Genomic DNA, 22,523 nt, shown 5'->3' with positions numbered 1-22,523 from the left:
CGGAGTGCGCGACTCGCGTGAACCACGCGGGTGATTGAGCACGCGTAACCCCTCCCAGGGGGCATGGAGATTCCGACACCCCCTCACCCCCCACCACTGCCTCAGGAGTCCTTGATGCAGCAGAAAGCCGATCACCAGGTTCCCGTCCTCGTCGTGGGCGGCTCTCTGGTGGGCCTGTCCCTCTCCCTGTTCCTGGGCCGTCTCGGCGTACGGCACATGCTCGTCGAGCGGCACTCGGGAACCTCGATCCACCCGCGCGGACGCGGCAACAACGTGCGGACGATGGAGCTGTTCCGCGGTGCCGGCGTCGAAGCCGACATCAAGACGGCCGCCTCGCTCCTCGCTGACAACCACGGCATCCTCCAGACGCCGACCCTCGCCGGCGACGCCGGGGAGTGGCTGTTCAAGGAGATCGACCCCGGCGGCGGGCTGGCGCGGTTCAGCCCCACGGGGTGGTGCCTGTGCAGCCAGAACGACCTCGAACCGGTGCTGCTGAAGGGGGCCCGCGCACTCGGCGGCGACCTGCGCTACTTCCACGAGCTGGAGTCCTTCGCCCAGGACCCCGAAGGAGTGACGGCGTACGTCCGCGACCGTGACAGCGACGACCTCTACACGGTCCGCGCGGACTACCTGGTCGCGGCCGACGGCCCGCGCAGCCCCGTCCGGGGGCGGCTCGGCATCGGCCAGACCGGTCCCGGCGACCTCTTCGCCAACGTCAGCGTCACCTTCCGGTCCAAGCTGCTCGCCGACGTCGTGGGCGACCGGCGCTTCATCTGCTGCTACCTCACCGACCCCGAGGCCGACGGCGCGCTGCTGCCCGTCGACAACAAGGAGCACTGGGTCTTCCACGCCCCCTGGCACCCCGAAAACGGCGAGACACTCGACGAGTTCACCGAGGAGCGGCTGCGCCGGCACATCCGCCGTGCCGTCGGTGTCCCCGACCTCGACGTGGAGATCACCGGCAAGGCGTCCTGGCGTGCCGCGGAGCGCGTCGCCGAGAGGTATGCGGCCGACCGGGTGTTCCTGGCGGGCGACTCCGCGCACGAGATGTCCCCGACCGGTGCCTTCGGTTCCAACACCGGCATCCAGGACGCCCACAACCTGGCCTGGAAGCTGGCCGCCGTCCTCGACGGGTGGGCCGGACCGGGGCTGCTCGGCACGTACGACACCGAGCGCCGGCCCGTGGCCCTGGCCACCAGCGCCCGCGCCTCGGCGCGGTCCGTGGAGCACAGCCACCCCGGATTCGCCCCCGCCCCCGGCATCGGCGGCGGGAAGCGCGGCGGCATCCTCAACGTCGTCCTCGGCTACCGCTACCCGGAGGGTGCCGTCGTGGGCGCCGACCCCTCGCAGCCGGTCGTGCCCGACGGGATGCGCCTGACCGGGGAGCCGGGCACCCGGGCGCCCCACATGTGGCTGCGCCGGTCGGGCGAACGGCTCTCCACCCTCGACCTCTACGAGCGGTCTCTGGTGCTGCTCAGCGGCGCCGGCTCGGCCGCGGGCGCCGCCTGGCACGCCGCGGCACGCCGCATCGCCGGCACGGACGGGGTACGGCTGGACGCGTACCGTCTCGGAGCGGTCGCGGACGCCGACCTGGCGTACGACGCGGACGGCGAGGACTGGAGCGCGGTCCACGGCACGGTGCCCGACGGGGCGGTGCTGGTCCGCCCGGACGGGTTCGTCGCCTGGCGCGCCTCCGGAGCCGCGGCGGACGCGGAGGCGGAGCTCAGGCAGGTCCTGGCGGCGGTGCTGCACACGGGCTGAGCCGGGGTGCGCAAGGCGGAAGGCCACCCGCACCGGTCGGTGCGGGTGGCCTTCTCGCCGCTCGGGGGCCCCGCGGCGAGCCCGATGTCAGAGACCCGGGCGACGCGGAGGCGTCAGATGCGCACCTCGACCGTCTTCGCGAGCCGGTCGTGCAGGCCGCGGCCGTCGCGGTCCCAGACGAGGGCGGGGATCGCCAGGCAGAGCAGGACCGTGCGCAGCAGGGAGCGCAGCGGGCTGACCGTGCCGGTCTCCAGCGCGACCACCCGGATGCCGAAGAGACGCTTGCCCGGGGTGAAGCCGATGGTGCCGACGGTGAGCACGCTCAGCACGAAGAACACGCCGAGCGCCCAGTTGCCGGTAGCGGGGCCGTTGCCATGCGTGATCAGGCCGTATGCGATCAGGACGCACAGCGCCCAGTCCACGGCGATCGCGCCGAGGCGCCGTCCGGGCCGTGCGAGCGAGTTCGGTCCCTCCTCCGGGAGCCCGAGCTGCTCACCCCGGTAGCCGAAGTCGGCTCCGGCGTCCTCCATGGCCGCGCGGGGCCCGGAGAGCCACGATCCGATTGCCTGCCTGTTGTCCACCCGACCACGGTACTGCGCCCGGTTTCGGGCACTACGCGCAGGGGTGTGTCGGGGCTACGGTGGACACGTGGCCGGTTAACTTCTGCGAAACAAACGGGTCACGCCCGAGAAATCACCCGTCCCTAGGGTCGAGACCAGCGTGTGCCACCGCACTGGCCGCACGAACGATCTACCACCCCGGCGTCGACGGTCGGGAGTAGGAGGAGCTGGATGTTCCAGAACGCCGACGAGGCCAAGAAGTACATCGCGGACGAGGACGTCAAGTTCGTCGACGTCCGTTTCTGCGACCTGCCGGGCGTCATGCAGCACTTCACGTTGCCCGCGGAGGCGTTCGACCCCGACGACGAGCAGGCCTTCGACGGGTCGTCGATCCGTGGTTTCCAGGCCATCCACGAGTCGGACATGGCTCTGCGCCCCGACCTGTCCACCGCGCGCATCGACCCGTTCCGCCGGGACAAGACGCTCAACATCAACTTCTTCATCCACGACCCGATCACGGGTGAGCAGTACTCCCGTGACCCGCGCAACGTGGCGAAGAAGGCCGAGGCGTACCTGGCGTCGACCGGTATCGCCGACACCGCGTACTTCGGCCCCGAGGCCGAGTTCTACGTCTTCGACAGCGTGCGTTTCGCCACCTCGGCGAACGAGTCCTTCTACCACATCGACTCCGAGGCGGGTGCCTGGAACACCGGCGCTCTGGAGGACAACCGCGGGTACAAGGTCCGCTACAAGGGCGGCTACTTCCCGGTCCCGCCGGTCGACCACTTCGCCGACCTGCGCGCCGAGATCTCCCTGGAGCTGGACAAGCAGGGTCTGAAGGTCGAGCGCCAGCACCACGAGGTGGGCACCGCCGGCCAGGCGGAGATCAACTACAAGTTCAACACGCTGCTCGCCGCCGCGGACGACCTCCAGCTCTTCAAGTACATCGTGAAGAACGTGGCCTGGCGCAACGGCAAGACCGCGACCTTCATGCCGAAGCCGATCTTCGGTGACAACGGCTCGGGCATGCACGTGCACCAGTCGCTGTGGAGCAACGGCGACCCGCTGTTCTACGACGAGGCCGGTTACGCGGGCCTGTCGGACACCGCCCGCTACTACATCGGCGGCGTCCTCAAGCACGCCCCGTCGCTGCTCGCCTTCACCAACCCGACGGTGAACTCGTACCACCGCCTGGTGCCGGGCTTCGAGGCGCCGATCAACCTGGTGTACTCGCAGCGCAACCGCTCCGCCGCGATGCGTATCCCGATCACCGGCTCGAACCCGAAGGCCAAGCGCGTCGAGTTCCGCGCACCGGACTCCTCCGGCAACCCGTACCTGGCCTTCTCGGCCCTGCTGCTCGCGGGTCTGGACGGCATCAAGAACAAGATCGAGCCGGCCGAGCCGATCGACAAGGACCTGTACGAGCTGGCTCCCGAGGAGCACGCGAACGTCGCCCAGGTCCCGACCTCGCTGAACGCCGTCCTCGACTCGCTCGAGGCCGACCACGAGTTCCTCCTCCAGGGCGACGTCTTCACGTCCGACCTGATCGAGACGTGGATCGACTTCAAGCGCACCAACGAGATCGCCCCGCTGCAGCTGCGTCCGCACCCGCACGAGTTCGAGCTCTACTTCGACGTGTGACATCACCCCAGGTCGGCGCGGCTATCCGCGCACCTGGACCGTCTGTGGGCCGGTGGCCGGCTCTCCCCCACGGGAGAGCCGGCCACCGGCTTTTTCGACGCGGGTCCGTCCGGTCCACGGGGCACTGCCCTCCTGGTCCTGCCGACCCGGAACGGGGTAGGTGGAGGTGCCGGCCCGCCGTCTTCGGACCGGTGTGCAACCTTTCCCGCTTCCCAGCATTCCTATTGTCGGGGGATCATCCCTCCGGACTCTGTCGGACGAGGGAGAAGGAAACGGGGATGGCGGAATTGGACGACTGGGAGCGCGAGTTCGATCACAGCTGGGCGAATTCGGCCGAGCACAAGGAGCCCTCCGCCCGGGCCCGGATGCTCGCCGCGCGCTGGAAGGAGACTCCGCCGGACCCGGCGCCGTTCCGCGCCGACCCCGGCCCGCCCCCGCGCCGGACGTCCTGGGCGTCGACGGCCATGGTGATCGGCTGCGTGGCCGTGGTGATGATCGTGATCGGCTGGGCGCAGCTGCACGCCTCCTTCTAGGCGGACACCCGGCCCCCCCTGGGCACCCCCACCGGTCTTTGCTGCTCCTAGGACCGTTCGCGACCTCCTCATGGGAATCGGCAGGTGCACACTGGAGTGCGGGACGAGTGCGTGACTGCGGGGTGATGCAACATGCAGAGCCGCTTCCGGAGCGACCGGCGACTGACCGTGCGCATGGGTGTGACGCTGTTCCTGCTCGGACTGCTGTACGTGGGGTTCGTCGCCGCGCTGATCGTGCTGCTGAAGTCCTGGCTGCTGGTGGTCGTCCTGATCGGGGCGATGTTCGTGGCGCAGTTCTGGTTCTCCGACCGGATCGCCTTGTTCGCGATGCGTGGGCAGGTGGTGGAGCGCGAGGAGTACCCCGAGCTGCACGCGGTCGTCGACCGGCTGTGCGCGATCGCGGACATGCCGAAGCCGGTGGTCGCCGTGTCCGCGATGGACATGCCGAACGCCTTCGCCACCGGGCGCAACCCCGACCACGCGGTGGTCTGCGTGACCACCGGCCTGCTGCGGCGGCTGGAGCCCGCCGAACTGGAGGGTGTGCTCGCGCACGAGCTGTCGCACGTGGCGCACAAGGACGTCGCCGTGATCACCGTGGCGTCCTTCCTCGGGGTGATCGCGGGACTGATCGTGCGGTTCGCCTTCTACTCCCAGGTGCTCGGCGGGGGCCGCAGGGACCAGAACACGGCCGCCGTCTTCGCCGTCGTGATCGGTGTCTCGGCGGCCGTGTACGCGCTCAGCTTCCTGCTGATCCGCGCGCTGTCCCGGTACCGGGAACTGGCGGCCGACCGGGCGGCCGCGCACCTGACCGGCCGCCCGTCGGCGCTGGCGTCGGCGCTCACCAAGGTCACCGGGGAGATCGCGCGCATTCCGACCAAGGATCTGCGCACGGCCCAGGCGTTCAACGCGTTCTACTTCACCCCGGCGACGGGCAGGGAGCCCGGCATCGAGCGGTTCTTCTCCACCCACCCGACCCTGCAGCAGCGGCTCGACCAGCTGGGCCGGATCTCCACGGAGCTGGGCGAGCCCGCGGCCCCCGGGACGGCGGGCTGAGGGACGTACGGCACGGACACGGCACTGCGGAAGGCGGGCTGAGCGTTGGGGCTGCTGGACATCCTGCTGGGGCGTACGAAGCCGGTCGCACCGGATCTCGACCAGCTGTTCGCGCTGCCCTCGGCGGCCGTCACCCTCCAGGCGGCGGCCGGGTTCACGCCCACCGGGCACGGGGCGGTGTGCTTCGGCACGGTGGAGGGCGCGGCCTTCGAGCAGACCCACCGGGAGGTCCAGGCGCTGCTCGACGCGGACGCCGACCGCAGCGGCCCGCCGGTGGAGCTGCGGCAGGACGACTTCGGCTACTCCTGGCTGGTGTCCCGGCGGGCCCCCGACCAGCTGCCCCAACTGGTCAACGACCTGCACGCGGTGAACAGTTCGATGGAGGTCAACGGGTTCGGCCCGCAGCTGCTGTGCTCTCTTGCCGGGTTCACGGACGACGCCGGGCGCCGGCTGGCGCTCGTCTACCTCTACAAGCGCGGCACCTTCTATCCGTTCGCCCCGCTGTCCGGTGCCGCGGAGCGGCGGGACAACGCGCTGGAGCTGCGGGTGAAGGCGGCGCTCGGGGACGATCTGCGGATCGAGCAGGACCTGAGCCGCTGGTTCCCGGTGTGGGGCGCCCCCGGCCTGTGACCGGGGACGCCCGTGCTCATCAGCTCTTCTGCCGTTCCTGCCGCCGGGTCCGCAGGGGGCGCTCGCGCCGGTAGCGGCGCTCCCACCTGGCCTGCCGGTCCCGGCGCTCGCGGTAGGTCCGGTAGCTGTCGGGGACGGCGCCCGCTCCGGCGGGCGGGGTCGGTGTGCCGGGCGAGCCGCGCCCGTGCGTCGCGTACAGATAGAGCAGCGCGACGGCGGCGAGCCACCAGAGATGGTTCCCGATTCCGAGGATCACCAGGACGACGGTCCCGGACGCGACGATGCCACGCATTTCGGACCTCCGTGGAGTGAGTGGCGGCGTGCCACCGAGGGGTGCGGGTGGGGTGTGTCGGCTTCGTGCCGTTTGTTCAGGGTAGGGAGCCCGCGTTCGCGACCGCATCCCGTTTTCCGGGCACGGCCGCCCCATGAGTGAATGGCTCTCATGGCTCAACTCCACCTCTTCACCCACGAGTACGACGGCGAAAGCCTCAGCGTGGCGACCGCCGGTCCGCAGGGCCGCGCCACCGTGCTCCTCCTGCACGGCGCGGGCAACGGAAGCAAGGAACGGCTGCTCCCGCTGCTCGCCGAGTTCGCCGCGCAGGGCTGCCGTGCCCTGGCGTTCGACTTCTCGGGGCACGGCGAGAGCAGCGGCGCGCTCGCGGAGCTGAGCCTGCGGCGGAGGTTCGAGCAGGCGGTGGCGGTGCTCGACGCGCACGCTCCCGAGGGCGATCCGCTGGTGCTGGTCGGCTTCAGCATGAGCGGCCAGACGGTCGCCGACCTGGTACGGGTGCACGGGGACCGGGTGGCGGCCGTGGGCCTGTGCGCACCCGCCGTCTACGCCGCCGAGGCCTGGGAGGTGCCCTTCGGCGACGGCCTGGGTCCGTTCAGCACGATCATCCGCACACCGGACAGCTGGCGGGACTCCCCCGCCCTGGCGGCCTTCGCCGGGTACGCGGGCCGGGCGGTGCTGGCCGTGCCGGGCACCGACGAGGTCATCCCGCCCGACGTGACGCGGGCCGTGCAGGAGGCGCTGTCGGCCCGCGCCGAGTACACCCGGCTGGAACTCCCGGCGGCCGGGCACCGGTTGGGGTCGTGGCTGCACGACCACGCCGAGGACCGGAGGGAGTTCGTGGCCGCGCTGCTGAGGGAGTCGGACACGGGCGAGCCGGCGGCCCCGCCGCGCGCCTGGTCGGCCTCATAGTCCGGGCGCGGCCCTCACCAGGCCCGCGGCGATGGCCGCGCCGAGGGTGCCGTGGTCGCCGGCGGTCTGGTCGGCATAGGCCACGGCGAAGTCGGCGACGGCCCGGTCGAAGGTGTCGGCGCCGCCGAGGTAGGCCGCGATGGCGATGCGGTCGCCGGAGCGGGCGTGGGCGCGGGCGAGGGCGGTGCCGCACAGTCGGGCGTAGCCGGAGAGCGCCGCCGGGCCCATGCCGGCGACGTCGGCGGAGCGCTTGTCCTCCCGCAGCTGCCGCCAGTAGAAGGCGCGGCCCTGGGGGCCGGTCATCGAGCCGAGGAAGACGTCCGCGGCGCCCTGGAGCAGCCGCTGACCGGCGACGACGCGCTGGCCAGGATGGATGTACGGCCCGGTCGGCAGGTGTTCCTCCAGCACCGATCTGCGGGCCTCCCTGATCCGCAGGAACAGCGGGTCGTCGGCGTCCCGCCCGGCGAGCAGCACGAGGAAGCAGCGCACACCGACGCTGCCGACGCCGACGACCTCCCGGGCGGTGTCGAGGAAGCGGTAGCGGTCGAGCAGGTGCCGGCGCTCCTCGGGGAGGGTGGAGCGGTAGTCGCTGAAGCTCTTGCGCACGGAGGCGGCGTCGGGGGCTCCGGCGGGTTCCAGGAGCGGAGGGTGGTGGATGATCCGGCGCTGCCCGTCGACCACCTCGGTGAGCGTGCCGAGGGCGCGCAGGCCGGCGTGGCGGCGGCCGCGGGTGAGCGTGGACTCCGCGCGGGCCCGGCGCCGCCCGGAGCGGAGCAGGGGGGCCAGGGTCGCGGCGTCGATCCGTTCGTACCAGACGGCCAGCTCGCCGAGACCGGCCAGCCGGCGCATGGCCGTGCGGTAACCGGCGGCGGCCGCCCGCGCGGCCGCGCGGGTCTCGGCCTTCGAGTGGCCGTTCTCCCCGGCGGCCACGGCCACGCTGGCCGCGAGCCGTTTGACGTCCCATTCGAAGGGGCCCGGGAAGGTCTCGTCGTAGTCGGCGAGTTCGAACAGCAGCCGGCCCTCGGGGCAGGCGTGCACCGCGAAGTTCAGCAGGTGGGCGTTGCCGCACAGCTGCACGGTGAGTCCGGTGCGGGGCTGCGCGGCGAGATCCGCGGCCATCACCCCGGCGGCGCCCCGCAGGAAGGCGAGCGGTGACGCGGCCATCCGGCCGTACCTGACGGGCAGCAGCTCGGTGAGGCGGTCGCGGCCCTGCCGTTCCAGTACGGCGACGGGGTCGGGCCGTTCGACGGAGGGCAGCCAGCCGGCGTGCGCGGAGCGCGGAACGTGCTTGCGGGCCTCTTTGCCGCGCCGGGCTCGGTCCTCGGGATTGCTCATACGACGCCCTCGTCTCCACGGTCTCGCGGGCCTTGGCTGCTCGCGTCACCTCCTGCTCGCAGTGAAGGCCGCCCCCCGGTCACGCGCATGCGGAGTACGGCGAACGGGTGAACGGCGCTCGCGCCCGGCCGTGGCGGGAGACGGGGCCGGCCCGAAGAGCCGGGGATGGTGTCACCCGTGGAGCGAGGACCCGGCCACGCCGCCGAAGGCCGCGGACCGGGTAGCAGGGCCGGCGGCCGGGCGCCCCGGTGGTGCGTGGGGCACCCGGCGTCCGGGTCAGCGGCTGTAGCGCATGAACGCGCGGACCATGTGGCACGTCGTGTCGGAGGGCGGGCGCATGCCGATCTCCTCCGCCGTGCTGCGGATGGTCTCGTTGCGGACCCGGCCCGGCATGTGGACACCGGAGTCCAGCAGGGCTATCGCCAGGCGCATGGCCTTCAGGCGCCGGTTGTGCGCGACGTACCACTCGCGCGGCCGCCCGGCCGGCAGCGGTCGCTTGATGACGGGCTCGTAGGGCGAGTCGAACAGCACGGGGTGCTTGGCGGTGGACTGGGTCGGCAACGGCTTCGGCTTCAGGGCGGCAGCGGGCACGGGCATCCTCCTGTCGCGGTCAGGGCACCGCCGGGCGAGTCCGGCGACATCCTCGAACACTGCTTCTATTCTACGACCCCGCACTGACAAAAGGCCCTGGCCACAAGGGCTTTCGGGGCTCCCGTGACACAGGTGCCGGACGGGTTCTCGCGTACTGTGTGGCCCATGGAAATCTGGATCAATCCGGCCTGCTCCAAGTGCCGCAGCGCGATCGGCCTGCTCGACGCCGAGGGGGCGCAGTACACCGTCCGCCGGTACCTGGAGGACGTGCCGAGCGAGGACGAGATCAGGGCCGTACTCGAACGTCTGGGCCTGGAGCCGTGGGACATCACCCGCACCGAGGAGGCCGCCGCGAAGGAACTGGGGCTCAAGGAGTGGCCGAGGGACGCCGGTTCGCGCGACCGGTGGATCGCCGCGCTCGCCGGGCACCCGAAACTCATCCAGCGCCCGATCATCACCGCCGACGACGGAACGGCCCTGGTGGCGCGCACCGAGGAGGCCGTACGGGAGGCGCTGTCCCGCGACAAGGGCTGAAGATCGCGCAACTCCTCTGTGACACAGGTTACTTCGTCTGCTCCTGCGATCGCTGAGCATCCCCCTTCGGGATCTCGTACATAGCGGCGTACGCTCCCCTACCTCTTTCAGGAGGCGCGCATGTCGCGCAGGAGAACTCTCGGCACGAAGAAGAAGATCGCGCTGCTCGTCAGCGCCGCGGCGGTGGCGGGCGGCGGGGCGTTCGCGCTGGCCTCCACCTCGAACGCCGCGCAGAGCCCGCAGCAGGCCAAGACGCTGTCGGCCGGGGACTCGACCGTCTGCCAGGGGCTGGCCACGGCCCACGGCAACAACGACAGGTTCATCGCGGACCAGAAGGCGAACCCGGACGCGCAGTCGGCGGCCCGGATCGCCAACCGCGAGGCGGTCATCAAGCAGATCGAGGTCCAGCAGAAGGCTGCCGGATGCACCGTTGGGGAGTCGGCTCAGGACTCCCAGGGGGCGCAGAACGGCAACGCCGGCCAGCAGGGTCAGCAGGGTCAGCAGGGTCAGCAGGGTCAAGGCCAGCAGGCGGGCGGCGGCCAGCAGGCGCAGCCGTCGCAGACCGGTGCCGCGGGCGACAACGGCGGCGGCGCCGCGGCCGCCGGGCAGCAGGTGTGCAAGGGCTCGACCGTCACGCTCTCCGGTGAGGGCGGTGCGCCGGCCGCGTCCAGCAACCAGTTCCCGGCGGGCACGACACTGAAGGTCACCAACCTGGACAACAACAAGTCCACGACGGTGAAGGTCACCTCCGTCTCGGGCAGTTGCGTCCTGCTCAACAACTCCGCCTTCGAGCAGGTCCGCGAGCCCGGCAAGTTCCTCATCCGCCGTGCGGTGATCGAGAAGGTGGGGTGAGGCTCAGGGGCCGGACAGGAAACCGATGAGGTGACGGGTCAGGGCGTCCGGCGCGGCTCCTGGCAGCGCGTGGTGCGAGACGTCCGGCAGCACGGCGGTCTCGACGCGCGGGAGCAGCGCGGCGGCCCGGGCCGTCACCTGGGTGGAGTCATGGGTCCTGCTGTTCGCGGCCACGAGCAGCAGGACCGGCACCCGTAGTGCCCGCAGCGCGTCCGGCGCGGGGCGCGGCCCCGTCACCGGTCTGACGGACGGGAAGCCGGCGGCCGCCTCCTGGAGGTGGAGCCAGTCCGGATCCAGGGCCGCTCCCCCGGTCTCCCACCGCAGGAAGGCCCGGACACGGCGGGGCGAGGGCCGCAGCAGCATCGGCAGGGCGTGGAGCAGGTACGCCGCCTTGTACCCGGCGAAGCACTCGGTCGGGTCCAGGAGGAACAGGCGGCGCACCCGGGCGGGGGAACGCAGCGCGTGGTGCAGGGCGATCCAGGCGCCGTAGGAGTGCCCGCCCACGTCGGCCGCTTCGGCGCCGAGGCCGTCCAGCAGGGCGTCCACCCAGCCGGCCAGGTCGGCGACCGTACGGGGGTGGCGGTCGCCGGCCGGGGCGCCGAGGCCCGGGGCGCCGATCAGGTCCGGGGCGTAGACACGCCGGACGCGGGCCAGGTCGGCGGCCTGGGCGTACCAGGACACGGAGGTCGCGGAGCCGCCGCCGGGCAGCAGGAGCAACGGGGGCGCCTCGCGCGGGCCGCAGGCGTTGACCCGGGTGTCGCCGAGGGGTGTGGCGACGGTCAGCGCCTCCCGGTCGGCCGGCCATTTCGCCAGCACCTTCTCGTACGCGATCCGGAACGCCTCGTCGTCGTACGTGTACGTCCTCGACCTGCCGACGGGCACGGCAACCCCCTATTATCTCGCCCAGCAAGATACTTGTTGAGCGAGATGATAGCGGAGGACTCCCATGCCGACCCCGCACCGCCCCACAGCGGCACCCGAGCTGGAGACCGTGCACCTGCTGCGCGCCGTGACGGTCGAACTCGGCCTGCACAGCGCCCGGTTCGCGGACCGCAACGGCATGCACCCCACGGACGTACGGGCCCTGATCGCGCTGATGGACGCCCGGCGGGCGGGTGAGGAGCTGAGCGCCGGACGCCTCGGGGCCGCCATGGGGCTCAACTCGGCGGGCACGACCGCGCTCCTCGACCGGCTCGAAGGAGCGGGGCACGTACGCCGGGTGCGCTCCGCCGAGGACCGGCGGCGGGTCGTCGTCCAGGTGGAGGAGCGCGCCGTGGACATCGGCCGGGCGTTCTTCGGACCGCTGATCGAGCGTTCGGTGGAGCTGCTGCGCGGCTACGACGACCACCAGCGGGCCGCGATCCGGGGCTTCCTGGAGGGCGTGCGGGAGGCCGCCGCCGCGCATGGATGAGCCCCATACCCCGGCTCCCCTTCGCCTCACAAGGTGAGCCGCGCCATAAAAGGCCCAGGTAACACGGGGTTCACATACGGGCAATGGCCGGGAAACGGCCTGTTGACAGGCTGCCCGGCAGATCGAGCGGCGCACCGGTGCCGCAGCGCCGCAGCACCCGCAACAGCGCCCGACCCACCCCCGAAGGATGTGGCCCCGTGACCTTCAAGGCTGAGTACATCTGGATCGACGGCACCACGCCGACGGCCAAGCTCCGCTCCAAGACGAAGATCATCACGGGTTCCGCCGCCGGTCTCGACACGCTGCCGATCTGGGGCTTCGACGGCTCCTCCACCAACCAGGCCGAGGGGCACGCCTCGGACCGCGTGCTCAAGCCGGTCTTCACCTGCCCGGACCCGATCCGCGGCGGCGACGACATCCTGGTGCTGTGCGAGGTCCTCGACATCGACATGACCCCGCACCGGTCCAACACGCGTGCCGCGCTGGCCGAGGTCGCCGGGCGGTTCGCCGCCCAGGAGCCGATCTTCGGCATCGAGCAGGAGTACACCTTCTTCGACGGCACCCGCCCGCTCGGCTTCCCCGAGAACGGCTTCCCCGCCCCCCAGGGCGGCTACTACTGCGGTGTCGGCGCCGACGAGATCTTCGGCCGGGACGTCGTCGAGGCCCACCTGGACAACTGCCTGAAGGCGGGCCTCGGCATCTCCGGCATCAACGCCGAGGTCATGCCGGGCCAGTGGGAGTTCCAGGTCGGCCCGCTCGCCCCGCTGGAGGTCTCCGACCAGCTGTGGGTGGCCCGCTGGCTGCTGTACCGCACCGCCGAGGACTTCGGTGTCTCCGCCACGCTGGACCCCAAGCCGGTGAAGGGCGACTGGAACGGCGCGGGCGCGCACACCAACTTCTCCACCAAGGCCATGCGCGAGGGCTACGACGCCATCATCACCGCGTGCGAGTCGCTCGGTGAGGGCTCCAAGCCGCTGGACCACGTCAAGAACTACGGCGCCGGCATCGACGAGCGTCTGACGGGCCTGCACGAGACCGCCCCGTGGGACAAGTACACCTACGGCGTCTCCGACCGCGGCGCCTCGGTCCGCATCCCGTGGCAGGTCGAGAAGGACGGCAAGGGGTACATCGAGGACCGCCGTCCGAACGCCAACGTCGACCCGTACGTGGTGACCCGCCTGCTGGTGGACACCTGCTGCGCCGCGCTGGAGAAGGCCGGCCAGGTCTGATCCGTCCCGCTTCCCGGCAGGGGCGTCCGCCATGACGGCGGGCGCCCCTGTCGTGTTCCGGGGGCTCCGCCGGGGGTGCGGAGCGGGGCCATGTCCGTATGCCGAGACGGCATTTCGGATTTGTGAACCAGGAAGAATCCGCTGACCAGCGCCTTCCGGGCAGCCCCGGAGCCCACGAAGCGTCAACTTCACACCAAGGAAGCGTCCAAGCAGTGAGAGGACTCTCCTGCGCGGCGCGCCCGTCTGCTTCAATGGGCGCATGGCCAGCTTCCGGAAGACCACCGCGACGGGTCGCCATGACCTCGAGCCCTTCTGGCCCTCCCGTCAGCACCACGACTTCGACCGGGTGTGTTGCCGCGCGACGAACGCGCGGGCCCTCTAAAGCCGTACACCCCGGCCTTCGGCCAGCGCGGAACGACGTACGTCCCCCGGCGCGCCCGACCACGAATCGCGGCCGCCGCACTTCCCGACGAACTCCTCGCGCGAAAGAGCTGACCTTCATGGCGACCACTCGTTCCTTCTCCTCCGCCGCCCTGACCGCCCCCGCCCCCGACGGCCCCCGGCACCGGTTGCGCGCCGTCGACCGGGACGAGGTGGTGGAGGTCGCGGACTTCCTGCCACCGGGCGCCACCTGGCTGCCCGCGCCGCAGCACGCCCTGCCCACCCTGCCCGGTCGTCCCCCGATGGTCGGCTACCTGGTGCTGGTCCCCGCCGACCAGCAGCCGCCGTTCCTGCCGGTCGCGGTCCCGGACGAGCCGCCGACGGCCGCCACCGGGGACGGTGACCCGCTGCTGCGGATCGACCCCGTGCAGCGCATCGCCTCCCTCGACGGCCGTGAACTCGACCTCACCTACCTGGAGTTCGAGCTGCTCGCGCACCTGGTGGCGCACCCGCACCGGGTGCACACCCGCGACCAGCTGGTCACCACGGTGTGGGGCTACGGCCACGTCGGCGACGGCCGCACCGTCGACGTGCACGTCGCCCGGCTGCGCCGCAAGCTGGGCGCCCGGCACCGGCAGACCATCCAGACGGTGCGCCGCGTCGGCTACAAGTACACCCCGCCGACCGGCCGCTGACCCGCTCTGCCCTCGGCAGACCCGCGTTCCGTACCGCGCCCGGACCGGGCACCATCACCGGCATGAGACTTCTCGTGCTGGGTGGTACGGAATTCGTGGGGCGGGCCGTCGTGGAAGCCGCGTGCGCACGCGGCTGGGAGGTGACCGTCCTCCACCGGGGACGGCACCGCCCGCCGGCCGGGGTGCGGTCGCTGCACGGCGACCGCACCGCTCCCGACGGCCTCGCCGCGCTCGCCGCCGACACCGGCACCTGGGACGTGGTGGTGGACACCTGGTCGGCCGCGCCGCGGGCCGTGCTGGAGGCGGCACGGCTGCTGCACGGCCGTGCCGGACGGTACGTGTACCTCTCCAGCCGGTCCGTGTACGCCTGGCCCTGGCCCTCGCTGGACGGGCCCGCCGGGGCCGGGGCACCGGTCGAGGGCGCCGCCGCCGACGCGGGAGCGACGGACTACCCGCGGGACAAGCGCGGCGGTGAGCTGGCCGCCGTCGGGACCTTCGGCGAGCGGGACTCGCTCCTCGTGCGGGCCGGGCTGATCCTCGGCCCGCACGAGAACATCGGGCGGCTGCCCTGGTGGCTGACCCGGATCGCCCGCGGCGGCCCGGTCCTGGCTCCCGGGCCCCGTGAACTGGCGGTGTCGTTCATCGACGCGCGGGACCTCGCCGACTGGGTCCTCGCAGCGGCCGAGCAGCGGCTGAGCGGACCGTACGACCTGGCCGGCCCGCCCGGCCACACCACCATGGGGAAACTGCTCGACGCCTGCGTCCGGGTCACCGGTGCGGACGCCGAACTGCGCTGGACCGACCCGAAGGTGATCCTGGACGCCGGGGTCGAGCCGTGGACGGGGCTGCCGGTGTGGGTGCCGCCGGACGACGAGCTGTACGGCCCCGTCCACCGTGCGGACGTCTCCCGGGCGCTGGCCGCGGGGCTGGTGTGCCGGCCGGCCGAGGAGACCGTCGCGGACACCTGGCGGTGGCTCACGGGGATCGGCGGCGTGGCGCCGCGGCGGCCGGACCGTCCGCCGGTGGGCGTGGACCCCGAGGTGGAGGCCAAGGTGCTCGCCGCCGCCGGGGGTGTACCTGGCACCACCTCCGAGGAGGGGGCCTCGGGCCAGTGAACCGGGTGCGGGGGTCGGCCAGACTGGCCCCATGAACACCGACACGAAGAGCGACGGCGTCCGCGCCCACGTCCGCGAGGTCGTGCTCGCCGCCGTACGGGGACTCGTGCTGGCACTGGCGATGCTGCCCGTCGCCGTACTCTGCTTCACCCTGACCCTGGTGTCCGTCGCGCTGATCCCGCTCGGCCTGGGCATCGTCACGACCCCGGCGATCCTGGGCGGCGTACGGGAGTTCGCGGACACCCGGCGGCGGCTCGCGGCCGAGTGGTGCGGGATACCGATCCGGTCGTCCTACCGGCCGCTGCCGGAGGGCGCCAACCCCTGGACGCGCACGGTCCTGATGCTGGGCGACCCCGCGACCTGGCGGGACATGCGCTGGCTGCTCGCCGACATGACGGCCGGGTTCGTCACCGCGCTGCTCCCGGCCGTGCTGCTCTTCTACCCGTTCGAGGGCTTCGCGGTGGCCGCCGGGCTGTGGCGGGTGGTCTCCACCGACGGCCACCCCTACTGGTACGGCTTCGTGCCGGTCACCGACCAGCCGACCGCGCTCGGCGCGGCCGCCACCGCCGCCGTGCTCCTCTTCGCCGCCTACCACCTCACCCCCCGCCTGCTGACCGCCCACTTCCGGCTCACCCGGGCCGTCCTCGGCGGCGACCAGGGGGAACTCGTCGAGCGGGTCCGGGTGCTGACCGAGACCCGGCGCGACGCCGTGGACACCTCCGCCGCCGAGCTGCGCCGCATCGAGCGGGACCTGCACGACGGCGCCCAGGCCCGGCTCGTCGCCATGGGCATGGACCTCGGCACCATCGAGATGCTGGTCGAACGGGACCCGGCCCGGGCGAAGCAGCTGCTGGCCCAGGCACGGCGCAACTCCGCCGAGGCCCTGGAGGAACTGCGCGACCTGGTACGCGGCATCCACCCCCCGGTGCTCGCGGAACGCGGACTGGGCGACGCCGTACGGGCGCTGGCACTGCGGCTGCCGCTGCCCACCGAGGTGGCCGTGGAGCTGCCCGGCCGGGCGGACGCACCGGTGGAGTCGGCCGCCTACTTCGCGGTGAGTGAGGTGCTCACCAACGCCGTCAAGCACTCCGGTGCCGACCGGATATGGGCCGACCTGCACCACACGGACGGCATGCTGCGGATCACGGTGACCGACAACGGCAAGGGCGGTGCGGCGGTCGGGGCCGGTTCCGGGCTCGCCGGGGTCGAGCGGCGGCTCGGTACATTCGACGGCGTCCTGGCCGTCAGCAGCCCCGCGGGCGGCCCCACCATGGTGACCATGGAGATCCCGTGCGTGTTGTCCTAGCCGAAGACCTCTTCCTGCTGCGCGACGGACTGGTACGGATGCTGGAGGCCTACGGCTTCGAGATCGCGGCCGCCGTCGAGACCGGCCCCGAACTGACGCGTGCGCTGGCCGAGTCGGCCCCGGACGTCGCCGTGGTCGACGTCCGGCTGCCGCCCACGCACACCGACGAGGGCCTGCAGTGCGCGCTGGCCGCCCGCAGGGCCCGGCCCGGGCTGCCGGTGCTGGTCCTCTCCCAGCACGTGGAGCAGCTGTACGCGCGCGAGCTGCTCGCGGACGGCAACGGCGGGATCGGCTATCTGCTGAAGGACCGGGTGTTCGACGCGGACCAGTTCGTGGACTCCGTACGGCGGGTGGCGGCGGGCGGTACGGCGATGGACCCCCAGGTGATCCAGCAGTTGCTGTCCCGGCGGTCCGCCGAGGACCGGCCGCTCGGCCGGCTCACCCCGCGCGAGCGGGAGGTGCTGGAGCTGATGGCGCAGGGACGCTCGAACGCGGGGATCGCGGCCCAGCTGGTGGTGACGGAACGGGCCATCGCCAAGCACACCTCCAACATCTTCACCAAACTGGGCCTGGAGGTGTCGGACGATGACAACCGGCGCGTACTGGCGGTGCTCGCCCATCTCGACGGCGATCGCTGATGTTTACGAACTTCCGCTGCTCAGGAGCCTGTTGAGGTCGCCGAAACGCGATGGGTCCGTGAGGAATTCGTGAGACCGCTGAACACCTCCGAGGCGGCGTCCGTATGGAAGGGCGCCGCTTCACTCCTGTCGGGCGCCTCGATGCTGCCCCGCAAGGAAGTCAGAGGAGTTCCATGGGACGCAACACACGAAAACGCCGTACGCCGCTGGCCACCAAGGCCATAGCCGCATCGGCGGCCCTAGCGCTCGGTGGGGGCGGGCTGATCTGGGCGAACTTCTACGCCTCGGCGCACGAGTCGAACCACCAGACGTGGGGAGGCAACCAGACGAAGGCCGCCCAGGCCCAGGTCGCGACGATCTCCTGCCCGGACGTCGGCCAGAAGCTGACGAACGTGCCGAACCGCGCCCGGACCGACGTGGCCGGCGAGCTGGCCAACCTGGACCGTCAGATCACCGACGCCTACCAGCGGCTCGCGACCACGCGGGACGCGCAGGCCAAGGACGCGAGTTTCGTGCAGAACTCCATCCTGCAGCCGCTCAAGGACCGGCGTCAGGCGATCCTCGACCGGATCAAGCTGGAGATCACCCGTGTCGGCGGCACCGCGCCCGGCGATCTGAACAGTCTCGCCGCCTGCACGGCGCAGAACGCCAACCAGACCACCGCCGGCGGGCAGCAGCAGAACGGTGGTCAGCAGCAGAACGGTGGCCAGCAGCAAGGCGGTCAGCAGCAGACCGGCGGGCAGCAGCAGGGCGGCGGCCAGCAGCAGAACGGTGGCCAGCAGCAGGGCGGTCAGCAGCAGAACATCGGCGGGCAGGCCGGCAACGGTCCGGTCGCGGCCGACTTCGTGGACATCACCAAGGTCCAGCCGAACGTGCAGGGCAAACCCCGCCAGCAGCGCGGCGGGTCGACCGGCACGTTCACCACGCGCTGCGGTGTGAACGCCAACAAGAACCACAACACGGACAACGTGATCGTGGCGCCCGGCGTGGCCAACGGCGCACACCACCTGCACGACTACACCGGCAACCAGAAGGTCAACGCCTTCTCCAGCAACCAGACGTTCCTCCAGGGCGGCACCAGCTGCCAGAACCAGAGCGACCTGTCGTCGTACTACTGGCCGGTGGTCCGGATCCAGGACGGCTCGCAGGACTTCGACCAGAACCGGGACGGCGGCGGCAAGGAGGGCAACGTCGGCAAGATCCTGACGCCGGTCCAGGCGCAGATCAAGTACGTCGGCAGCCCCACCGCCAAGGTCGTCGCGATGCCGCAGTTCCTGCGGATCATCACCGGTGACGCCAAGACCACCACCAACGGTCTGGCCAACGCCAACGCGCACTGGAGCTGCACCGGCTTCGAGAACAAGGTGCAGCTGACCACGCAGTACCCGATCTGCCCGCAGGGCAGCAAGGTGGTGCGGACGTTCGCCTTCCAGAGCTGCTGGGACGGGCAGAACATCGACAGCGCCAACCACCGCACCCACGTCGCGTTCGCCGACGCGGGCGGCAACTGCCAGAACGGCTTCAAGGCGATCCCGCAGCTGACGATGCGGCTGGTGTACAACATCAACCCGCCGTCCGTCCAGAACGGGCAGGTGAAGAACGCCTACGCGGTGGACGGTTTCCCGGAGCAGCTGCACAAGGCGGCCACGGACCACGACGACTTCATCAGCGTCACGAAGAACGGCCTGGCCAACAAGATCGCCAACTGCATCAACCGCGGGCAGAACTGCGCGTGATTCCCGCGGCGGGCTCATGACGGCACGCCCCTCATGACAGAAGGCCGGTGACGGACCCCCCTCCCGTCACCGGCCTTCGTCGTGCGCGCGTGGTGCGATCGCCGGGCGAGCGTCCCGCGTGGAAACGGGCGCGTCAGCCGCCGTGCGCGTGGCTGTCGCCGTCCGTGTGGCCACCGCCGTGGCCGCTGTGGTCGGCGCCGATCTCCACCTCGCCGCCGAGCGTGCCGCGCAGCGCCTTCACCACCCCGTCGTCGCCGACGGCGACCCACTTGCGGCCGACGAGGTAGTGGCCGCCGTAGTCCTTCGCGTCGTTGATCCACTCGCGCTGGCCGCGGTCGGTGGCGAAGGTGGCGAGGATGAACTTCCCGTCACCGTTCCGGCACAGGGCCTGGCGGATCTCGTCGGCGTCGGTCTGCATGTTCGGCTTGCACTTCACCTCGGCGGCCAGGCTCTCCAGGCTGCCGGTCGCGGTGGGCGGCACCGTCTCGGTGTGCCCGCCCGCGCTGCATCCCGCCAGCGCGCACACGGCCGCGGCGCCGAGCAGCAGTCCTGTCAACCTCATCTGATCCTCCGGTACTGGTGGGGCCAAGCATGCCGCGTGGAGCCCCGGCGCGGGACCCCGCCCATCGGATACGGCTCCCGTGCGCGGTGCGCTCAAATCCGCTGACCGGACGCGTACGGGTGTGCGAGGGTGACCCGGTGAACCAGAACTGGGAAGATCGCGTGGCCGCCGCCTGGGCCTCCTTCGACGACTATCCGGAAGAGCGGGCGCACGAGTTCCGCGCGCTGATCGACGCCCTCGTCGACGAGCTGCCGGACGACAGCCCGCTGGGCCCCTTCGAGCAGGCCTGCGCCTGGGACTCGACCGGCCACTCGGACAAGGCGGCGCCGCTGTACCGGGCGGCACTGGCGGGCGGCCTCGGCGAGGTGAGCGGCTACAAGAGCCGCCGGGCCAGGATCCAGCTGGCGAGCTCGCTGCGGAACATCGGGCAGGCGGAGGAGGGCGTACGGCTGCTCACCCCGGAACTGGACGGCCCGTCGGACGAGTTGGACGACGCGGTGCGGGCCTGCCTCGCGCTGTGCCTGTCGAGCCTCGGGCGCGACCGGGAGGGCCTGTCCCTCGTCCTCGGCGCCCTCGCCCCCCATCTGCCGCGCTACCAGCGGTCGATGGCCAACTACGCGCGCGCACTCGTGGAGCCGTAGGGACGGATCCCGGACCGGCCGGCACGCGGCGCGGCGGGAGCCTCCGGCAACCGGCGCGCCTGCACAACCACTCGTCCGGCGGTGACCAACCACCCCTTCGCTCGTTCTCCCGGATGTGCAGTCACAGGATGTAGCCCCGCGCCAGGCACCCGCCGCCACCGGACCGCTCGACCTCGAGCAGGCCGAGGCCGCGCTCGTCGAGCACTATCCACGACTGGTCCGCATCGCCTACCTGGTGCTGCCCCCGCGTCTCGGCCGCAGCCGCCGGGTGCTGACCGCACACTCCCTGGCCCAGCGCGCCCTGCCCCGGGGCCGCAAGCAGCTGTCGGCCATCCCGGCCCAGACGGCGGGCCGGGACACCGATCCCGGATACGCCTGTCTGCGCGAGCGCGTCCTGCGCGCCGCCCTGGAGGCGGCCCGCCCCCGCAAGGGCCTGGCCCGGCTGGCCCCGCTGCCGCCGCTGCTGCCCCAGGTATGGGGGCTGCGGCTGTTCCCGCGCTCCGGCGGCGCCGACGAACTCGCCCTGGACCAGCGGCTGTCCGCCCTGTCCGGCCCGGCCCGCGCGGCGTACGTGCTGCGCGGCCTGGAGCGGCTGCCCGACCCGGACGTGCACCGGATCCTCGGGGCCGCCGGCGTCGACGACCCGGGCGGCGCGCTGGCCGCCGCGAACAGCGTGCCCGCGCAGCACGCGCTGCTCTCCTCCCCCGAGTTCGACCCCTGCTCGCTGCAGGCCCGGCCCACCGACCTGATGCGCCGCCGCCAGCACACCAAGGCCGCCCTCGCCACCGCCGCCGCGCTCGCCGTGTGCGGGGTCCTGGTCGTCCTGCCGGGCGGCGGCTGGGGCCCCGACGGCGCTGCCGCGCCCGCCTACGCGGAGAACCCGTCGGCGCGGGCCGCGCTCGACCCCGGCAGGCTCACTCGGGTACCGCCCACCGCCTGGGAGTCCGCGGCCCGCACCGACTTCTCCGTGTGGCCCGCGCGCGGCCCGCTCACCGGTGACGAGGCACTGCTGCGCCGTGCCCTCGCCGTGTGGGCCCGCCCCGGGGAGACGGTCCATGTGTCGGCGACCCCGGGGACCCAGACCGGCGGCCCGGCCGGCCCGCCCCAGCTGCTGTACGCCGGCGAGGTGGACAACGCCCGGGTGGTGATCCTCTACGACGGCCTGCGCATCGCCCGTTACGCCGAACCGCGGGACGGCACCCAGGGAGCCGCCCTCGACTTCGCCCGCGTCGACGGCGCGACCGGCGCCGAGGCGAGCGCGCTGGTGCTGGGCCGCTCCGACGGCAACGTCCGCTACCTGACCGCCCCCTGGGTGACGAAGGCGGCCGCGCGGGACCTGATGAAGCCGGCCTCGGCGGCGACCGCGCTGGCCGTCACCGACGGCATCACCGCACCGCTGGCCAGCCCCGTGCTCCGGCCGGGCAGCTGCACCTCGTGGACCGTGCTGCAGCTGACCGACGCCTCCGGCACGCGGCTCTCCACCGACCTCGGCGAGCTGGTGCCGGCCCACCTCACCGCGGGCCGCCCCGGCTCGTCCGGCGAGGCGTCCGGCACCGAGGCGCTGCGGTCGTGGGCGCCGTTCGCCTGCTCCCTGGCGGCCGAGCGCTCCGCGGGCATCCGCAGCGTCAACGCCTGGGGGTACGCCGAACAGCCGCTGCCCGACGGCAGCGGGTCGGGCGACTGGGTGTGCACCCGCGCCGAGACCTGGCGCGGGGACGGCACCGCCGCGCTCGCCCAGTTCCACACGCCGGGCGGGGCCGCCGGAGCGGTCGTCGCCAAGGGCACGGACGTGCCGGCGTGCGGACCGCGTGACCCCCATGTCCTCGCCGGGGTGCTGTGGAAGTCCGCCGGCGGGCACTGGTACCTGCTGGCGGCGGGCAGCCGGGACACGGCGTCGGTCCGGGCCACCGGCGGGGTCACCGCGTCCGGTCGGGGGGCGCTGCTCGCCGCCCGGGCCGAGCAGGGCGCGCGGGCGGACCTGAAGGGCACGCTGGCGGACGGCCGGTCGATCACCGGCTTGCGGTAGCCGCCGCACCGCCACCGGGAGCCGGGTTGCTGACACGGTCGTAAACAAGCCGTACCGCAGGGCTTCTCAGACGCCTTACCCGTCAGTACATT

Annotated in this window: 23 protein-coding genes; 17 read left to right on the top strand and 6 right to left on the bottom strand. The window is 72.4% G+C overall.

Annotation, left to right across the window (positions count from 1 at the left end; translation table 11 throughout):
• Window positions 1-114: 114 nt before the first annotated feature.
• The gene (locus BLW57_RS27695; protein ID WP_093478207.1) at window positions 115-1,761 is read left to right on the top strand and encodes an FAD-dependent oxidoreductase; all 1,647 of its coding nucleotides are present in this window, start codon (window positions 115-117) and stop codon (window positions 1,759-1,761) included.
• A gap of 113 nt (window positions 1,762-1,874) precedes the next feature.
• On the opposite strand, the gene BLW57_RS27690 is transcribed toward BLW57_RS27695, so the two are convergent.
• Window positions 1,875-2,342 carry an RDD family protein gene (locus BLW57_RS27690; RefSeq protein ID WP_093478205.1) on the bottom strand — a complete coding sequence of 156 codons (468 nt, stop codon included), beginning with the start codon at window positions 2,340-2,342 and terminating at the stop codon, window positions 1,875-1,877.
• A 210-nt stretch (window positions 2,343-2,552) separates the two neighbouring features.
• On the opposite strand from BLW57_RS27690, the gene glnA reads away from it, so the two are divergent.
• The 4 genes from glnA to BLW57_RS27670 all read left to right on the top strand — a co-directional run bounded on the left by glnA (window position 2,553) and on the right by BLW57_RS27670 (window position 6,178).
• Window positions 2,553-3,962, top strand: a complete 1,410-nt coding sequence (gene glnA, locus BLW57_RS27685) for a type I glutamate--ammonia ligase (protein ID WP_093478204.1) — start codon at window positions 2,553-2,555, stop codon at window positions 3,960-3,962.
• A gap of 278 nt (window positions 3,963-4,240) precedes the next feature.
• Window positions 4,241-4,495: an SCO2583/SCO2584 N-terminal domain-containing protein gene (locus BLW57_RS27680; protein WP_093478202.1), complete on the top strand. Its 255-nt coding sequence runs from the start codon at window positions 4,241-4,243 to the stop codon at window positions 4,493-4,495.
• Between the two features lie 132 nt (window positions 4,496-4,627).
• Window positions 4,628-5,548, top strand: coding sequence for a zinc metalloprotease HtpX (gene htpX / locus BLW57_RS27675; protein ID WP_093478201.1), 921 nt, complete (start codon window positions 4,628-4,630; stop codon window positions 5,546-5,548).
• Window positions 5,549-5,593: 45 nt separating this feature from the next.
• The gene (locus BLW57_RS27670; RefSeq protein WP_093478199.1) at window positions 5,594-6,178 is read left to right on the top strand and encodes a PspA-associated protein PspAB; all 585 of its coding nucleotides are present in this window, start codon (window positions 5,594-5,596) and stop codon (window positions 6,176-6,178) included.
• Window positions 6,179-6,197: 19 nt separating this feature from the next.
• On the opposite strand, the gene BLW57_RS27665 is transcribed toward BLW57_RS27670, so the two are convergent.
• The gene (locus BLW57_RS27665; RefSeq protein WP_093478198.1) at window positions 6,198-6,470 is read right to left on the bottom strand and encodes a hypothetical protein; all 273 of its coding nucleotides are present in this window, start codon (window positions 6,468-6,470) and stop codon (window positions 6,198-6,200) included.
• Between the two features lie 150 nt (window positions 6,471-6,620).
• Between BLW57_RS27665 and BLW57_RS27660 the strand changes: the two genes are divergently transcribed.
• Window positions 6,621-7,379: an alpha/beta hydrolase gene (locus BLW57_RS27660; protein WP_256339605.1), complete on the top strand. Its 759-nt coding sequence runs from the start codon at window positions 6,621-6,623 to the stop codon at window positions 7,377-7,379.
• On the opposite strand, the gene BLW57_RS27655 is transcribed toward BLW57_RS27660, so the two are convergent.
• Window positions 7,374-8,714 carry a DUF2252 domain-containing protein gene (locus tag BLW57_RS27655; protein ID WP_093478195.1) on the bottom strand — a complete coding sequence of 447 codons (1,341 nt, stop codon included), beginning with the start codon at window positions 8,712-8,714 and terminating at the stop codon, window positions 7,374-7,376. The genes BLW57_RS27660 and BLW57_RS27655 overlap by 6 nt on opposite strands.
• 276 nt (window positions 8,715-8,990) lie before the next feature.
• On the bottom strand, window positions 8,991-9,305 hold the full coding sequence (locus tag BLW57_RS27650) for a hypothetical protein (protein WP_093478193.1): 315 nt from the start codon (window positions 9,303-9,305) through the stop codon (window positions 8,991-8,993).
• 165 nt (window positions 9,306-9,470) lie between these two features.
• Here BLW57_RS27650 and BLW57_RS27645 point away from each other — a divergent pair, with 165 nt between their 5' ends.
• Together BLW57_RS27645 and BLW57_RS27640 are read left to right on the top strand one after the other, a co-directional pair.
• Window positions 9,471-9,839, top strand: a complete 369-nt coding sequence (locus BLW57_RS27645; RefSeq protein WP_093478192.1) for an arsenate reductase family protein — start codon at window positions 9,471-9,473, stop codon at window positions 9,837-9,839.
• Between the two features lie 120 nt (window positions 9,840-9,959).
• On the top strand, window positions 9,960-10,691 hold the full coding sequence (locus BLW57_RS27640; protein WP_093478190.1) for an RlpA-like double-psi beta-barrel domain-containing protein: 732 nt from the start codon (window positions 9,960-9,962) through the stop codon (window positions 10,689-10,691).
• Window positions 10,692-10,694: 3 nt separating this feature from the next.
• Here the strand turns inward: BLW57_RS27640 and BLW57_RS27635 are convergent, their stop codons facing one another.
• Entirely contained in the window at window positions 10,695-11,573 is an 879-nt protein-coding gene (locus BLW57_RS27635; protein ID WP_093478189.1) for an alpha/beta fold hydrolase, read from the bottom strand.
• Between the two features lie 64 nt (window positions 11,574-11,637).
• Here BLW57_RS27635 and BLW57_RS27630 point away from each other — a divergent pair, with 64 nt between their 5' ends.
• From BLW57_RS27630 to BLW57_RS27595, 7 genes are all read left to right on the top strand, one after another.
• Window positions 11,638-12,102 (top strand): MarR family winged helix-turn-helix transcriptional regulator, encoded by a 465-nt coding sequence (locus tag BLW57_RS27630; protein WP_093478187.1) that lies wholly within the window; start codon window positions 11,638-11,640, stop codon window positions 12,100-12,102.
• Window positions 12,103-12,299: 197 nt separating this feature from the next.
• The gene (gene glnII / locus BLW57_RS27625; protein WP_093478186.1) at window positions 12,300-13,331 is read left to right on the top strand and encodes a glutamine synthetase; all 1,032 of its coding nucleotides are present in this window, start codon (window positions 12,300-12,302) and stop codon (window positions 13,329-13,331) included.
• A gap of 500 nt (window positions 13,332-13,831) precedes the next feature.
• On the top strand, window positions 13,832-14,407 hold the full coding sequence (locus BLW57_RS27615; RefSeq protein WP_093478182.1) for a winged helix-turn-helix domain-containing protein: 576 nt from the start codon (window positions 13,832-13,834) through the stop codon (window positions 14,405-14,407).
• A 62-nt stretch (window positions 14,408-14,469) separates the two neighbouring features.
• Window positions 14,470-15,522 carry an NAD-dependent epimerase/dehydratase family protein gene (locus tag BLW57_RS27610; protein ID WP_176985750.1) on the top strand — a complete coding sequence of 351 codons (1,053 nt, stop codon included), beginning with the start codon at window positions 14,470-14,472 and terminating at the stop codon, window positions 15,520-15,522.
• A 31-nt stretch (window positions 15,523-15,553) separates the two neighbouring features.
• On the top strand, window positions 15,554-16,828 hold the full coding sequence (locus BLW57_RS27605; protein WP_093478179.1) for a sensor histidine kinase: 1,275 nt from the start codon (window positions 15,554-15,556) through the stop codon (window positions 16,826-16,828).
• Window positions 16,813-17,466, top strand: coding sequence for a LuxR C-terminal-related transcriptional regulator (locus tag BLW57_RS27600; RefSeq protein ID WP_073893257.1), 654 nt, complete (start codon window positions 16,813-16,815; stop codon window positions 17,464-17,466). The genes BLW57_RS27605 and BLW57_RS27600 overlap by 16 nt, the downstream gene beginning before the upstream one ends.
• Window positions 17,467-17,639: 173 nt before the next feature.
• Window positions 17,640-19,202, top strand: coding sequence for a DUF1996 domain-containing protein (locus tag BLW57_RS27595; protein WP_093478178.1), 1,563 nt, complete (start codon window positions 17,640-17,642; stop codon window positions 19,200-19,202).
• Window positions 19,203-19,335: 133 nt separating this feature from the next.
• Here BLW57_RS27595 and BLW57_RS27590 read toward each other — a convergent pair whose 3' ends face one another.
• Window positions 19,336-19,764 carry a hypothetical protein gene (locus BLW57_RS27590; protein WP_176985749.1) on the bottom strand — a complete coding sequence of 143 codons (429 nt, stop codon included), beginning with the start codon at window positions 19,762-19,764 and terminating at the stop codon, window positions 19,336-19,338.
• Window positions 19,765-19,883: 119 nt separating this feature from the next.
• Here BLW57_RS27590 and BLW57_RS27585 point away from each other — a divergent pair, with 119 nt between their 5' ends.
• Window positions 19,884-20,405 (top strand): tetratricopeptide repeat protein, encoded by a 522-nt coding sequence (locus BLW57_RS27585; protein WP_093478176.1) that lies wholly within the window; start codon window positions 19,884-19,886, stop codon window positions 20,403-20,405.
• Between the two features lie 115 nt (window positions 20,406-20,520).
• Window positions 20,521-22,431: a hypothetical protein gene (locus BLW57_RS27580; protein ID WP_093478175.1), complete on the top strand. Its 1,911-nt coding sequence runs from the start codon at window positions 20,521-20,523 to the stop codon at window positions 22,429-22,431.
• The last annotated feature ends 92 nt before the right edge of the window (window positions 22,432-22,523 follow it).

The organism is Streptomyces sp. 1222.5 (assembly GCF_900105245.1).
Taxonomy (GTDB): domain Bacteria; phylum Actinomycetota; class Actinomycetes; order Streptomycetales; family Streptomycetaceae; genus Streptomyces; species Streptomyces albidocamelliae.
Note: the sequence above shows the minus strand (reverse complement) of the source record. Positions and strands in the feature narration are given on the sequence as shown.

Bases quoted from the DNA above. Each gene is read 5' to 3' on its own strand.
- glnA (WP_093478204.1), top strand. From the start codon at position 2,553: ATGTTCCAGAACGCCGACGAGGCCAAGAAGTACATCGCGGACGAGGAC.
- BLW57_RS27615 (WP_093478182.1), top strand. From the start codon at position 13,832: ATGGCGACCACTCGTTCCTTCTCCTCCGCCGCCCTGACCGCCCCCGCC.
- BLW57_RS27605 (WP_093478179.1), top strand. From the start codon at position 15,554: ATGAACACCGACACGAAGAGCGACGGCGTCCGCGCCCACGTCCGCGAG.
- htpX (WP_093478201.1), top strand. From the start codon at position 4,628: ATGCAGAGCCGCTTCCGGAGCGACCGGCGACTGACCGTGCGCATGGGT.
- BLW57_RS27655 (WP_093478195.1), bottom strand. From the start codon at position 8,714: ATGAGCAATCCCGAGGACCGAGCCCGGCGCGGCAAAGAGGCCCGCAAG.
- BLW57_RS27640 (WP_093478190.1), top strand. From the start codon at position 9,960: ATGTCGCGCAGGAGAACTCTCGGCACGAAGAAGAAGATCGCGCTGCTC.
- BLW57_RS27665 (WP_093478198.1), bottom strand. From the start codon at position 6,470: ATGCGTGGCATCGTCGCGTCCGGGACCGTCGTCCTGGTGATCCTCGGA.
- BLW57_RS27680 (WP_093478202.1), top strand. From the start codon at position 4,241: ATGGCGGAATTGGACGACTGGGAGCGCGAGTTCGATCACAGCTGGGCG.
- BLW57_RS27645 (WP_093478192.1), top strand. From the start codon at position 9,471: ATGGAAATCTGGATCAATCCGGCCTGCTCCAAGTGCCGCAGCGCGATC.
- BLW57_RS27660 (WP_256339605.1), top strand. From the start codon at position 6,621: ATGGCTCAACTCCACCTCTTCACCCACGAGTACGACGGCGAAAGCCTC.
- BLW57_RS27695 (WP_093478207.1), top strand. From the start codon at position 115: ATGCAGCAGAAAGCCGATCACCAGGTTCCCGTCCTCGTCGTGGGCGGC.
- BLW57_RS27595 (WP_093478178.1), top strand. From the start codon at position 17,640: ATGGGACGCAACACACGAAAACGCCGTACGCCGCTGGCCACCAAGGCC.
- BLW57_RS27590 (WP_176985749.1), bottom strand. From the start codon at position 19,764: ATGAGGTTGACAGGACTGCTGCTCGGCGCCGCGGCCGTGTGCGCGCTG.
- BLW57_RS27610 (WP_176985750.1), top strand. From the start codon at position 14,470: ATGAGACTTCTCGTGCTGGGTGGTACGGAATTCGTGGGGCGGGCCGTC.
- BLW57_RS27630 (WP_093478187.1), top strand. From the start codon at position 11,638: ATGCCGACCCCGCACCGCCCCACAGCGGCACCCGAGCTGGAGACCGTG.